The organism is Rathayibacter sp. VKM Ac-2929 (assembly GCF_022815495.1).
GTDB lineage: Bacteria > Actinomycetota > Actinomycetes > Actinomycetales > Microbacteriaceae > Rathayibacter > Rathayibacter festucae.
In genome coordinates this window covers 131,540-145,423 of the sequence record NZ_JALGRV010000003.1, presented here as the reverse complement: position 1 = coordinate 145,423, position 13,884 = coordinate 131,540, and the positions used below count along the sequence as shown (strand labels likewise).

Here is a 13,884-nt window from a genome sequence, read left to right as displayed (position 1 = left end):
GCGAGATGCCACTTGTGAGCGGATTCTGCGGCGTGTCGGGCTCATAAGTGGCATCTCGCGGGAGGGGGTGGACGCGGGGGTCACCCGGAGTTGTGCACAGGGTTGTCCACAGGGTGTTCGAAACTTTCTTCGAGGGTCAGCGGAGCCAGACGTCGCCGCGGAAGCGGAGGCCGAGGGTGAGCGCGCGGGCGCCGAGGAAGCCCGCGGCGTAGGCGATCCAGAGGGCCAGGAGGCGCCAGTCCTCGGGCGCGAGGGGCGCGAGGAGGGCCAGCGGGGCGAGGACGGCGAGGTTCACGAGGCCGCTCAGGGCGAGGTAGCGGCCGTCGCCGGCGCCGATCAGCACGCCGTCCAGGACGAACACGAAGCCGCCGAGCGGAGCCGTCAGGCCGACCACGACGAGGGCGGCGGGGAGCAGGCGGAGCACGTCGGGGTCGCTCGAGAAGACGAACGGGAGCACTCCGCTGGTCGCGAAGATGACCGCTCCGAGGGCGACTCCGGCGCCGATTCCCCAGGTCACACAGCGTTTCGCGACCGCTCGGGCGCGCGCCGGGTCGCCCTCGCCGAGGAGGCGGCCGAGCAGCGCCTGCGCCGCGATCGCGACGGCGTCGAGGGCGAAGGCCACCGTGGAGAACAGCGTCATCGCGACCTGGAACGCGCCGAGCTCCTCCGCGCCGAGCGAGCCGGCGACCGCGACCGCGAGCAGGATGGCGGCGCGCAGCGAGGCGGTGCGCAGCAGCAGCCAGCCGCCCGAGCCGGCGGAGGCGCGCAGCCCGGCCGGGTGCGGGCGCAGCGGCGCTCCGACGCGGCTGGCGAGCCGCAGGGCGATCACCGCGTAGGCGCCGAACATGCCCCACTGGGCGATCACCGTCCCCAGGGCGGACCCGGTTATCCCCAGGCCGGCGGGGTAGATCAGCACGGCGTTCAGGGCCGCGTTCACCACGAATCCGCCGCCCGCGATGATCAGCGGAGTGCGGGTGTCCTGGAAGCCGCGGAGCAGGCCGGTCAGGGCGAAGACGCCGAGCATCGCGGGGATGCCGGCCATGCTCACCGAGAGGTAGCGGACGCCCGCGTCGGCGACGGCGGGCTCCGCGCCGAAGAGGCCGATCAGGGCGGGGGCGGCGATGGCTCCGGCGACCGCGATGACCGCGCCGAGGGCGAGCGCGAGCCAGCCGCCGTCGATGCCGGCCGCGACGGCACGGCGCTCGTCGCCCTCGCCGAGCGCGCGGCCGACCCGGGGAGTGGTGCTGTAGGCGAGGAACACCATCAGGCCGACGATCGTCTGCAGCACCGCTCCGCCGAGGGCGAGGCCGGCGAGCGGCACGGCGCCGAGGTGGCCGACGAGGGCGGAGTCGGTGAGCAGGAACAGCGGCTCGGCGATCAGCGCCCCGAGCGCAGGCACGGCGAGCCGCAGGATGCTGCGGTCGAGGGTGCGGCGGTCGGTGGTGGTCACCGCTCGACGGTAGCGGGGCGGGCGGGATGCGCGGGCGGTGTGGGCGGGCGGTAGCTACGGTGGAGGCACCCCCGGACGGAACGAGCACCATGGCATCCCGCACTCCCCGCCTCGGCCTCGGCCTGGCCGCCGTCGGGCGACCGGCCTACATCACCGCGGGGCGCGACGGCGATCTCGGGCCGCCGGAGGGGCGCAGCGTCGACGCCCTCCGCGCGCGGTCGCACGAGCTGCTCGACACCGCGTGGGGTCTCGGCGTCCGCTTCTTCGATGTCGCTCGGTCGTACGGGCGCGCGGAGGAGTTCCTCGGCGCGTGGCTGGCGGAGCATCCGGAGCGGCGCGCCGAGCTGACGGTCGAGTCGAAGTGGGGCTACGAGTACGTCGGCGGCTGGGCGATGGACGCTGAGGTGCACGAGCGCAAGGAGCACTCGGTCGCGATGCTCGAGCGCCAGTGGTCGGCGACCCTCGCGGCGCTGGGGAGCGCGCCGGACCGCTACCTCGTGCACTCGATCACGCCGGAGAGCCCGGCGCTCGTGGACCGGGCGCTGCTCGACCGGCTGCGCGGGCTCGCCGGGTCGGGCGTCGCGGTCGGGCTGTCGACGAGCGGGCCGGAGCAGGCGCGGACGATCCGGCTCGCCCTGGCGATCCCGGACTCGCCGTTCAGCACGGTTCAGACGACCTGGAACCTGCTCGAGCGCTCGGCCGGGGCGGCGCTCGCCGAGGCGCACGACGCGGGGTGGACCGTGGTGGTGAAGGAGGCGCTCGCGAACGGGCGGCTGGTCGGCGACCGGGCGCCGGAGGTGCTGCGGGGGCTGCAGGGGGTTCCCGAGGAGCTCGCGCTCGGTGCGGCGCTCGGGCAGTCGTGGGCCGACGCGGTGCTCAGCGGGGCGGCGACTCCGGAGCAGCTGCGGGAGAACGTGCGCGCGCGGGCCGGCGCGCTGCCGGAGGGGCTGCCGGCGCAGGATCCGGGGGAGTACTGGGCCGAGCGGTCGGCGCTGGCCTGGCGCTGACGCGCGGGGCGGGTGCGCGGCTCGGGTGACCTCGGGCTCGCGGAATCGGGGTTCGGCTCGTGGGATCGGGCGGTTCCGGCGTGCCGGAGGTGGTGCCGGGGGTCGGCGGTCGGGAGAGGGGCGAGCGGGTCAGCGCGGGGAGACGGCCGCCAGCCACTGTGCGACGAGGGGGGTGAGCCAGGACGGGTCCTCGCCGGGGGCGAGTGCCAGGACGGCGCGGTCGGGGGCGCGCCAGTCGAGGCGGCCGTCCGGGTCGGACAGCGCGTCGGCGAGGCGGCGGTCCGGGAGGGGCGCGGTGCCGCGGTGCAGGATCACCTCGACGCGGTCGCCGGGGCGGAGGCGGAGGGTCACCAGGTGGGCGCCGATCGCGTAGCTCGGGGCGTTCCACTTCACCGACTCGACCAGGCGCTCGTCGGCGGCGAGGACCGCCTCGCGCGTGCGCTCGATCTGCTCGCGGCGCGGGTGGTGCATCGCGTCGACGTGCGCGGTGGTGGAGGCGTCGAGTCGGGGCATGGGGACACGGTGGCAGAGGTTCGGGGGTGGGTGGGTCTCGATACGCCCCTTCGGGGCTACTCGACCAGCATGGAGCGCGGCCGCCCACGGCTCGGGCGGGGCGCCTGCATGCTGATCGAGTAGCCGCCCTGCGGGCGTATCGAGATCCACCAGCGTCGGCGGACGGGTCTGCAGACTCAGTTCTGCTCAGGCGGGTGGGTCTCGATACGCCCCTGCGGGGCTGCTCGACCGGCATGCCGAGCATCCCGTGCGGCGGGTCCGCTCGATCGGCGGCTACGTGGTCTTCACCGCGTTGTCGCCGTGGTTGCCGATGACCTCGTAGGCGGTGCTGCCGACGGCGCGGACGGGCTTGGCGTTGACGTGGCCGGTCGCCCACTGGTTGCCGAGGACGGAGACGGCGCGGGCGTTGAGGGCCTCGACGCAGTGGGTCCAGCCGGAGCCGGCGTCCTCGCAGGCGAAGATGTTGCCGGTGATGCTGAAGCCGACGGTGCGGGCGGTCGGCGAGACGCCGAGGATGGCGATGGCGGGGTAGGTGTTCGCGGCGGCCTTGCCCCCGTTGCTGATCGCGTTGCCGACGATCTGGATCTGCGCGAGGTCCTCGGTCAGCCACGGCGGCATCGTGTAGACGAGGGACTGCCGGCGCGCCCCCTCCATGATGTTGTTCGCGATGGTGATGCGGCGGTTGCCGCGGAGCTCGATGTTGATCTGCGGCGAGCCGTCGAGGTGATTGCCGAGGATCCGGATCGGGCCGCCCTCGATCGAGAGGTCGGCGTAGCTCGCGCCGATGTTGTTCTCCACGATCCAGGAGTCGATCATCCGGTAGCCGGTCCAGATGCCGGTGCCGGTGCACTGGTCGATGCTGCAGCGCTGGATGCGGTTGAGCAGGCCGAGGTCGCCGAAGGTGCCGTCGTTCAGGCGCATGCCGTAGTCGGTCCAGCCGTAGAGCTGCAGCGAGTCGAGCACCGTCTTGTCCAGGTGCGCGGAGACGCAGGGCGAGCCGAGGCCGTTCGCGTCGAGGATCAGGTTGTCGAAGCGGCAGGCGGAGAAGGCGCCGGTGACGACGGGGGCGTTCGTCAGCGAGCGGATCCGGGTGGACAGCTCGCCCGCGCCGCGGAAGGCGATGCTCGCCAGGCCCTCGGCGCGGCCGATCGATCCGGCGATGCGGTAGATGCCGCGCGGGAAGTAGACCGTTCCGCCGTAGCTGGCGACGGCCGCGTCGATCGCGGCGTCGATGGCGGGGAGGTCGTCGGTGCTGCCGTCGCCCGTCGCGCCGTAGTCCTGGACGTTGTAGACGAGCTCGCCCTTCGCGACGGGGCGCTCGCCGGAGACGGTGCGCACCGCCTCGGGCAGCTGCGCGACGGGGACGGTGGCGGTGGAGTCGAGGCCGGCGACTCCGCCCGGGGAGGCGATCTCGGAGTGCAGGACGGGGTCGGAGGGGGCGGTGCCGGCCGCGGCGGCGCCCAGGGGGGAGGCGAGGAGACTGCGACGGGTGAGGTCGGCGGTCAGTGCGGTGAGAGGGGGCATCCGCTCACAGTCGACGGGTCGAGGAGGCGGTGCCGACCTCCGAAGTGGGGCGTTGGGGCCGCAGGGATCGTCGACAGTCCGGCGGAGGCGGCGCGGAACGACCCACGGCCTAGCATGCCACCATGCCCCGTACGCGCGAGCTGAGCCTCCTGGATCTGGCGATCGCGGGCGTGCTGAGCCTCTTCGCGCTCGTGCTCATCGCCCGTGCGACGGCCCTGCTCATCATCACGCCGCCGGTCAGCTGGGCGTTCGTCGCCGCGTTCGGCGTGGCCGTCGCGCTCACCGCGGCCTTCCGGATCGCCCTCGGCCGCCGCTCGGGCATGCCGGTCGCGGGCCTGACGGTCACGCTCCTCGTGATCATGCAGCCGGAGGCCGACCCGTTCCGCCTGCTCGGCGTCTGGACGGCGGCGAGCCTGGTCACCCAGCTGCTGCAGACCCGGAACCTCGCGGTCGCGGGCTACGTCACGGGACTGGGGTCCCTCGCCGCGCTCCTCTACGTCATCGTCTTCCAGGCGGGGAGGGCTGTGCTGACGCCGCCGATCGCGCTGCTCGCGGCGAGCGCGCTCTTCCTCGCCGTCATCCTGCTCGTCGACCTCCTCCGCCAGCGCGGCCGCTGGGGGATGCAGTGGGAGCGGGGCTTCGGCGCCCTGTCGCCCAAGCGGGTCGGCTTCTACCTCCTCCTGGTCTGGCTGCTGAGCACGGCCGTCTGGTTCCTCGACGCCGTGGTCGTGCCGGCGATGGCCGGGGACCCCGCCATCGAGCAGAGCCCGATGGTCGTCCTGGTGGTCGGCGCGCTGGTCTTCGGCGTGGCGAAGCGGATCGAGGTGCGCGGCGTGCGGCGTCGGCTCGCCGGCGTGCTCGACGCGGCACTCGCGCTGCCCTGGGGGACGGTGGAGCAGGCGGAGCGCAAGATCGTCCGCCACGCGCTGACCTCGATCGAGGCGGACGCGATCGAGGTGCGCGACGAGCCCGCCTCCGGGCGGGAGATCGCCTCCGCCATGCTCCTGCCCGACGGCCGGACCCGGTACGTCGTCGCATCGAAGCGGGTGAGCGCGATCCCCTTCAACGACGACGACGAGCAGATCCTCGACGCCCTCGCGCACATGGGCGCGGACACGCTGAGCACCCGCTACGACGTCGAGTCGCTGCGGCGCTCCGTGGACCACGACGCGCTGACCGGGCTGCCGAACCAGCGGGTGTTCCAGTCGGCGCTCGCCGCCGCCAACCGCGACCGGCGGCCGTTCGAGGGCATCGCGGTGCTCTTCCTCGATCTGGACGACTTCAAGGACCTCAACGACGGCCGCGGGCATCACGTCGGCGACAAGATGCTGCGCCTGGTCGGGGAGCGACTCGCGGAGGTGGCCGACGAGGGCGGAGTCGCCGCGCGGGTCGGCGGCGACGAGTTCGCGCTGGTCCTGCGCGGACTCGACTCGGCCGAGGACGCGCGGCGGCGGGTGCAGGCCCTGGTCGAGCGGGTGAGCGAGCCGGCGACCGTCGACGGCGACACCCTCGCCCCGGTCGTGACCGTCGGCGTCGCGTTCTCGGCGCACGAGGAGACGGACCCGACGACCATCGTGATCGAGGCCGACCGCAGCATGCTCGCGCTCAAGCGCGGGCGGGGCCGCAGCGGCCGAGGGCGCTCGAGCAGCCTCGACGTCACCTCGGTGCTGACCGACCCGGTGCGCGAGGTGGCGTCGCGCGCCCTCCGCGACCGCACCCTCGACCTCGCCTTCCAGCCCGTCGTCGATCTCGGCACCGACCGGATCTGGGCCTACGAGGCGCTCGTGCGGCTGGAGGACCCGGTGCTCGGGCGGATCGACCCGTCCCTGCTGATCCGGACGGTGCGGCACGCCGGCCTGCTCGACGAGCTGACCGTCCAGGTGGTGGAGAAGGCGATGTCCGCCGCCGCCTGCTTCCGCGACTCCGGCGCCGGGGTGGAGTGCATGAGCGTCAACGCGGACCTGGAGCAGCTCGCCGCCGAGCGGCTCGGCCCGTACTTCGCGGCCGTGCCCGAGCGGTTCCCGGGCCTGCGGTTCTGCCTCGAGCTCAGCGAGGGGTCGCTCGCGGCGGCGACGGACGAGCTGCGCGCGCAGGCCCAGCTCCTGCGCGACGCGGGCGTGCTGCTGGCGCTGGACGACTTCGGCACGGAGGGCTCCTCGGCACTCGCCGTGGCGACGTTCCCCCTCGACGTGGTGAAGCTCGACCGCGCCCTGATCGCCGATCTGACGACCGAGCTGCGGCAGCGCGAGATCGTCCGGGCGATGCAGTCGTTCGCGGTCGCGGTCGGGGTGCGGATGATCGTCGAGGGGGCGGAGGACGAGGAGACGGTCGCGGTGCTGCGCGAGCTCGGAGTGACCGATGTGCAGGGGTTCGTCTACGGCCGGCCTGACACTCGGACGGGGGCGGAGCAGCGGTTGCTCACCACCGGATCGGCTGTCGGCGACTGCCTAGACTGACGCCAGAACGGGGCGTCCTCTCCCGCACTTCCGCGGTCTCCCGCCGCTCCTCGTGCACGACCGTTCCACTCTCCATCCTCGAGCGCCGGACCTCCCGGGCTCCCGTATGCCGATCGGAACCCCGCCCCATGGCTCCTTCGCTCCTGCCTCGACGCGCCCTCGTCCCGGCCTTCGTCCCGGTCCTCTGCCTCGGTCTCGTCCTCGGCGCCGCGACCTCCGCGTCCGCCGCCGACCTCGTCGATCCGGTCACCGGCGGCGTCGTCCAGGGGCTCGAGAGCGACGCCGTCGTCTCGGTCGCGGCCGGCTCCGCGCCGCAGTTCGTCACCGTCCCGGTCGCCGACGGGGTCGTGCCGACCCGCGTGATCGCGTCGCTCGCACCGCTCGAGCCGCTCACCGGCACGCTCTCGGTCATCGTGTCGGGCCGGGTCGTGCAGACGCTCGACGCCGCCACCGCGACCGCGATCGACGCGCCGGTCCAGGCCTCCGACGTCGTGGACGGCGTGCTCGCCGTCGGCGTCCAGCTCGGCGGCTCGGGCGACTCGGCCGGCGCGCTCTGCGAGGTCGGGAGCGAGGTGCTGAGCGTCTCCGGCCTGGGCGTCGTCGTCGACGGCACCCCGACCGCGCCGACCACCGTCGGCGACTTCTTCCCGGACGCGGTCACCGGCGTCTCGATCGTCGTGCCCGACGGCGCCGACGACGCCCTGCGCGCCGCGGGCCTCTCAGCCGCTGCCTCGCTGGCCTCGCGCTACTCCTCCGGAACCGCGATCACCGTGTCGGAGGAGAGCGCGACCGAGGGCCGCCCGGCGCTCGACGCCGCGCAGGGCCGCATCGTGCGCTTCGCGGCGGGGGACGGCGACGTCGTCAGCGCGATCGGCGACGCCGGCGGGGTGCCCGAGCTCACCCTCACCGGGGCGGAGGCGGACCTTGCCGCGGCCGGCGCGGCGCTCGGCAGCGAGTACGCCGGACTCGCCTCGAGCGCGACCACCACCGGTCTCGCGCAGAAGGTCGTCCCCTCGAGCTCGCTCGACCACACGCTGGCCGACTTCGGCACCGAGCGCATCGCCCTCGGCAGCACCGGGGCGTCGACGAGCTACACGACCATCACGCAGTCCGCGTTCGGCGGACCCGTCTCGAGCGTCGAGGTGGACCTGGTCGGCACGCACTCCGCCGTCCCCGAGGGGATCACCGCGACCGCCAACGTCTACTGGAACGACTTCCTGATCGGCTCGACGGTGCTGGGTCAGGACACCGACGTCGCGATGACGCTGCCGGTGCCGACCGGGCAGCTCAGCGCGTCCAACGGCCTGTCGGTGACGCTCTCGGCCGTGCGCGAGAGCGACGGCGCCTGCATCGGCTCGGCCGACTCCGTGCCGATCGAGTTCTTCGTCGACGGCGCGGGCTCGAGTGTCACCGGCGTCCGGGGCGAGTCCGCGGCCCCCGGCTTCGGCCGCTTCCCGCAGGCGTTCGGCGGTGAGCTCGCCGTCGCGTTCGGCGGCTCCGCGAGCGGCGCCGACGCGCTGCGCAGCGCCGGCGACCTGGTCACCGCGCTGCAGCGGGTCGACGCCGACCCCCTCGCCGTCTCGGTCGTCGGCGTCGACGACTTCCTCGACTCGGATCGCTCCGGGGTCGTCGTCGGCGCGGGGACCGACGAGGCCGAGGCGCTGAGGACGCCGCTGCGCCTCGCCTCCTTCACCGCGATCGACGCCTCGCGCCTCAGCTACGGCGTCGGCACCGAGGCGCCGTACGCGGCCCTCGAGGCCTTCACCACGGACGGCCGCGAGATCGTGCTGCTGGGCGGCTGGAGCGCCGACGGCGACGCGACGGCGTCCTCCGGGCTGCAGTCCTCGATCGCCGGCTGGGCGGCGGAGGAGGGCTGGACCTCGCTGTCCGGGAACCTCGCCGTCTCCGGCTCGGCCGAGGCCGATCCGGTCCTGATCGACAGCAACGAGATCACCCCGCAGGACGAGGTGAAGGACGACTACTCCTCCTACGCGATCTGGTTCGTGATCGCGGTCGTGGTGATCGGCCTGCTGATCCTCCTCGGCTGGCTGGCGCGCCGCCGCCGGTCGCGGAAGGTCGCCGCCTACGTCGACGCGCAGGAGCGGGCGGCCGGCGAGCCCGCGGCCGTCGACCCCGACTCCGCCGCCACACCCGCCTCCGCGCCTGCCGCGGAGGGCGACCACCCCGCCGCGCGCCACTCCTCGACCGACTGACGAGCGGATGACCAGCACGATCGCCGCCCCGTCGCCGGTGGCCGGCGCGCCCGCCCGCCTCCCCTGGTGGCGGGAGGCGTGGGAGCGCCTCGGCCGGCCGGTCACCGGGCGGCAGGTGCCCGGCACGGTCGTGATCCTGGTGGTCTCGCTGCTGGTCGGCTTCGCGGCCTGCCTGGTGACCACCTCCTCCGGGATCAACCTCGCCTACGCCGACACCCAGAGCCACCTCTCGATCTCGCGGCGCATCTTCGACTCGAAGGCGCCCGGCTTCACCCAGCTCGGCACGGTCTGGCTGCCGGTGCCGAGCCTGATCCTGATCCCGTTCGTGCAGTCGCTCTGGCTCTGGCACACGGGCTGGGCCGCCGGGCTGCTCGGGATGATCTGCCTGGCCGGCACGGCCTGCGGCGTCTACCGGATCTCGGCGCGGGTGGGCCACCTGCGCGCCGGCCGGCTCACCGCGGTGCTGCTGGTGCTGGCGAATCCCGGCGTGCTCTACGCCTTCTCGACGGCGATGACGGAGCCGGTGCTGATCGTCACGATGGTCGGCTGCTTCTCCGGGCTGGCGCACTGGGTCACCAGCCGGCGCAACCTCAGCGCCGGCGAGATGATGGTCTTCTCCGGCCTGCCTGCGGCGGCCGCGACGCTCTCGCGCTACGAGGGCTGGGTGCTCGTGTTCGGCGGCACCTTCGTGGTGCTGATCGTCGCCTGGCGGAAGAAGCGCTCCTTCTTCTACGCGATCAAAATGGCGAGCGCGTTCGGGATCCTGCCGCTGATCGCGATCGTCTGGTGGCTGGTCTACAACTTCGCGGTCTACAGCAACCCGCTCGAGTTCATGAACGGCCAGTACTCGGCCGCGAACCTGCAGAAGGCGGTCGCCGACGCGGGGCTGCTCGCCTACCAGGGCAACGCGGGGCTCACGCTCTGGTCGTACAACTGGGCGGTGCTCGAGACCTCGGGCCTGCTGACGGTCGCGCTCGGCCTGGCCGGCGCGCTGGTGCTGGCCTGGCGGCGCGGGATCTCGGACGACGCGCTCGTGATCTGGCTGATGATCGTCTCCTACGCCTTCTCGCTGCTGAGCCTCTACCTCGGCCAGACGCACATGAACAACGACCAGACCCTGCCGACGAACTGGTGGAACAACCGCTACGCGCTGTCGGTGCTGCCGTTCCTCGCGGTGCTCGGTGCCGTGCTGGTCGACGCGCTGCGGCGGGTTCCCCGGATCGGCGCGGGCGCGCTCGGCCTCGTGCTGGTGCTGCTCGGCGCGCAGACGGCCTGGTGGGTGCAGGACCTGGACCGCAACGCGGTCATCGCGGAGGCGACCGGCTACGTCTCGATCAAGGAGGCGTCGGGCGCGACCGCTGCGGCCCGGTTCCTGAGCGAGAACTACGACGGCGGCGGCATCCTGATCGACGAGAGCGCGGCCGGCAACGCGCTGCTGCCCGAGATCGGCGTGCCGCTCGCCGAGTACTACAACCGCTCGGCCGGCGAGCTGTTCGACGAGGCGCTCGCCGCCCCGTACACGCACGCGAAGTGGGTCTTCGTGACCACCGCGGACGCCCCCGAGCTGAGCGAGACCGGCGTCGCCGACCTCGTCTACGACGCGATCACCCGCGACTCCTCCTTCGACACCCGCTACCGGCCGGTGTTCGCGCAGGGGATCTACGTCATCTACGAGCGGCTCGGAGGCTGACCATGGCGACGACGACGCCCCGGGTGGGCGAGATCCTGCTCTCCCGCGGACTGATCACGGCCGAGCAGCTCGACGAGGCTCTGCGCCGCCAGGAGCGCGAGGGCGGTCTGCTCGGACGGCACCTCGTCATCGACGGCGCCGTCACCCGGCGCGAGATGTACGGCGCGCTCGCGGAGCAGTGGGACGCGCCGATGCTCGACCTGGTCGAGGAGCCGCCGGGAGCCGCGCTGCTGGCCCGCATCGGCGCCTCCACCCTGGTCGGCGCGGGCTGGGTGCCCTGGCGGGTGCTGCCCGACGGGACCGGCGTCATCGCGACCTCCGTCCCGCCGACCGAGGCGATGCTCGCCGAGGCGCGGGAGATGCTCGAGGTCGACGTGGTCACCGTGCGCACCACGACCGACTGGGACATCTTCCAGGCGGTCGAGAGCGCCTGCCGCGCCGCGCTGCTCTTCGGCGCGGCCGACTCGCTCGCGGTGCAGAGCGGTGACGAGTCGGCCAAGTCGGGGCTGCGCCGCTGGCAGGTGATCACTCCGCTCGTCGTCGCCGCGATCGTGATCGTCGGAGCGGTGCTGGCGCCGAGTCTCACCTTCGTGATCGTGCTCGCCTCGGCGAACCTGCTCTTCCTGATGAACATCGCCTTCAAGGCGCTGGCCGGCCTGCGCGCGCCGCTCAACCAGAGCTCGGTGAAGGCGTGGGAGGAGGAGGTGGCGCTCGAGCGCGGCCGCCGCGGGCTGGACGTCTCGCCGCCGCGGATGACGGACGACGAGCTGCCGATCTACACGATCCTGATCCCCGCTTATAAAGAGGCCAACATCATCAGCAAGCTGCTGGTGAACATCGGCGCCCTCGACTACCCGAAGGCCAAGCTCGAGGTGCTCGTGCTGCTCGAGGCCGACGACGACGAGACGATCTCGGCGGTGCGCCGGATGAGCCCGCCGGAGTACGTGCGGATGGTGATCGTGCCCCCGGGCGGCCCGCAGACCAAGCCGCGCGCCTGCAACTACGGGCTCAGCTTCGCCCGCGGCGAGTTCGTGGTGATCTACGACGCCGAGGACCGGCCCGACCCCGACCAGCTGCGCAAGTGCGTGCGGCTGTTCCGCGAGGACGCGTTCGAGCGCGAGCACGTGGATCCGGAGCAGAAGCAGCTCGTCTGCCTGCAGGGGGCGCTGAGCTACTTCAACGCCGACTACAACGTGCTCACCCGGATGTTCGCGGTCGAGTACGCGCACTGGTTCGGCGCGATGCTGCCGGGCCTGGACCAGTCGCACCTGCCGATCCCGCTCGGCGGCACCTCGAACCACTTCGAGACGCGCGTGCTGCGCGAGCTCGGCGCCTGGGACCCGTACAACGTGACGGAGGACGCCGACCTCGGCCTGCGCGTGGCCGCGCACGGCTACCGCGTGGGCGTCGTCGACTCCAACACCTGGGAGGAGGCGTGCGCCGAGGTCCCCGCGTGGATCAAGCAGCGCACCCGCTGGATCAAGGGCTACATGATGACCGCTGGCGTGAACACGCGGCACCCGATCCGCTGGTTCAAGGTGAACGGGGTGCTCGGCTCGCTGAGCCTGGTGGCGCTGATCATGGGGACGCCGGTCGCCTTCCTGCTCTACCCGCTGGTGCTCGGCTTCACCGTGATCACCTACATCGGCGTGCAGTTCCTGGGGCTCGATCTGCCGGAGTGGCTGATCGTCGCGGGGACGACCAACATGCTCTTCTCGAACACGCTGATGATCGTCGTCTCGGGGATCGCGGCGTGGAAGCGCTACAACTGGCGGGTCGCGGCGTTCGCGATCCTGAACCCCGTCTACTGGGTGCTGCACTCCATCTCGGCCTGGCGCGCGGCCTGGCAGATCGTCTTCAGCCCGCACAAGTGGGAGAAGACCCCCCACGGCCTGACGGAGGACTACGAGGACTCCACGATCGGCGCGCCGGCGTAGGGGCTGGTGAGGCCGCCCTTTGCATGCTGGTCGAGTAGCCCCGCAGGGGCGTATCGAGACCCGCCGTCACCAGCCGGCGGGTCTGCAGACTCGCCTTCGGGCGACGGTGGATCTCGATACGCCCGCTGCGCGGGCTACTCGATCAGCATGCAGGGGGCCGGACGCGTCAGAGCGGCGGCGCCGCCAGCAGCACGGCGCCGGCGGCGGCGCTGAGGGCCGCGACGAGGCACCAGCGGTCGGCGCGGACGCGGCAGCCGCCCGCGCGGGCGAGCGCGGCGAGGCCGGCGGCGAGCACCGCGTCGCCGATCTGCACCGTCGCCGACGTCCGCATCAGCGACCACGCCTCGAACGGCGGCACGCGGCCCCCGCCGGGCAGGAACGGCAGCCCCGCGACGCTCGCCGACGCCAGCAGCAGCAGCGCCGACCCGACCGCGAGAGCCACCACGACGTGCCCGAGCACCTCGGCCGCGGCCCGCTGCCGAGCGCTGGGCGCGGCGATCTGCGGAAGGACGGCTGGGGCGCTCGCAGCACTGCGGAGGGGCATGCGCCGAGCGTAGAACGCGGCCGTCTGCGGCGAACCCCCTTGCAGATCCCCCTTCCGGAGGTGATTCCACGGGGAGACACGAGTCTCGATGCGGCCGCCCTGCGGGCTACCCGATCAGCATGTGCCGGTCGAGCAGCCGCGGAGGGCTATCGAGCGGAGGTACCGCCCGGATGGAGGACGATCCTCTGCGGCGGTGTCTTCGTACCCTGGCTCGGACGCGGATCGTACGACCCCGACGTGGCTCGTGCGGCGCCGACTGCAGCGCCTTGACTCTGCGAACGGTAGACGTTGCTGTCCGGGAAGCTCTGACTGCTCATGTGCGGGCGGAAGAGTGTGTCGGTGTCGTCGGAGACATCGCCTGCGTCACTCGATCCATCGGAACGAGTCTGCGTCAGCGTCGTTGCTCTGTCGGAGGCGAGAGTCAGGCCCTCGTGTGCGTCGGTGACCATGACGATTCTCATCAGACCAGTATGAACCCGCGGCGTGCGAGCAACACGAGGTCGTGGGCGATGGCGGTCCTGCTGCGGACGGGAATCCGCGTGTCGTCGTC

General features: G+C 72.9%; 9 protein-coding genes. 5 read left to right on the top strand and 4 right to left on the bottom strand.

The window, feature by feature from the left end; genetic code table 11:
• Positions 1–136 precede the first annotated feature (136 nt).
• Positions 137–1,450: an MATE family efflux transporter gene (locus tag MT355_RS09775; RefSeq protein WP_243599381.1), complete on the bottom strand. Its 1,314-nt coding sequence runs from the start codon at positions 1,448–1,450 to the stop codon at positions 137–139.
• Positions 1,451–1,539: 89 nt separating this feature from the next.
• Here MT355_RS09775 and MT355_RS09770 point away from each other — a divergent pair, with 89 nt between their 5' ends.
• Positions 1,540–2,457, top strand: a complete 918-nt coding sequence (locus tag MT355_RS09770; RefSeq protein ID WP_243599380.1) for an aldo/keto reductase — start codon at positions 1,540–1,542, stop codon at positions 2,455–2,457.
• A 129-nt stretch (positions 2,458–2,586) separates the two neighbouring features.
• Here MT355_RS09770 and MT355_RS09765 read toward each other — a convergent pair whose 3' ends face one another.
• Positions 2,587–2,970, bottom strand: coding sequence for a DUF1801 domain-containing protein (locus tag MT355_RS09765; protein WP_243599379.1), 384 nt, complete (start codon positions 2,968–2,970; stop codon positions 2,587–2,589).
• A 273-nt stretch (positions 2,971–3,243) separates the two neighbouring features.
• Entirely contained in the window at positions 3,244–4,494 is a 1,251-nt protein-coding gene (locus tag MT355_RS09760) for a glycosyl hydrolase family 28-related protein (protein WP_123447204.1), read from the bottom strand.
• A gap of 122 nt (positions 4,495–4,616) precedes the next feature.
• Between MT355_RS09760 and MT355_RS09755 the strand changes: the two genes are divergently transcribed.
• The 4 genes from MT355_RS09755 to MT355_RS09740 all read left to right on the top strand — a co-directional run bounded on the left by MT355_RS09755 (position 4,617) and on the right by MT355_RS09740 (position 12,790).
• A complete protein-coding gene (locus MT355_RS09755) occupies positions 4,617–6,950 on the top strand; it encodes a bifunctional diguanylate cyclase/phosphodiesterase (protein WP_243599378.1) in 2,334 nt (777 codons plus the stop codon).
• A 128-nt stretch (positions 6,951–7,078) separates the two neighbouring features.
• A complete protein-coding gene (locus MT355_RS09750; RefSeq protein WP_243599377.1) occupies positions 7,079–9,163 on the top strand; it encodes a hypothetical protein in 2,085 nt (694 codons plus the stop codon).
• A gap of 7 nt (positions 9,164–9,170) precedes the next feature.
• On the top strand, positions 9,171–10,853 hold the full coding sequence (locus tag MT355_RS09745) for a glycosyltransferase family 39 protein (protein ID WP_243599376.1): 1,683 nt from the start codon (positions 9,171–9,173) through the stop codon (positions 10,851–10,853).
• A 2-nt stretch (positions 10,854–10,855) separates the two neighbouring features.
• Entirely contained in the window at positions 10,856–12,790 is a 1,935-nt protein-coding gene (locus tag MT355_RS09740) for a glycosyltransferase (protein ID WP_123736192.1), read from the top strand.
• 166 nt (positions 12,791–12,956) lie between these two features.
• On the opposite strand, the gene MT355_RS09735 is transcribed toward MT355_RS09740, so the two are convergent.
• Positions 12,957–13,334, bottom strand: a complete 378-nt coding sequence (locus tag MT355_RS09735; protein ID WP_243599375.1) for a hypothetical protein — start codon at positions 13,332–13,334, stop codon at positions 12,957–12,959.
• Positions 13,335–13,884 lie beyond the last annotated feature (550 nt).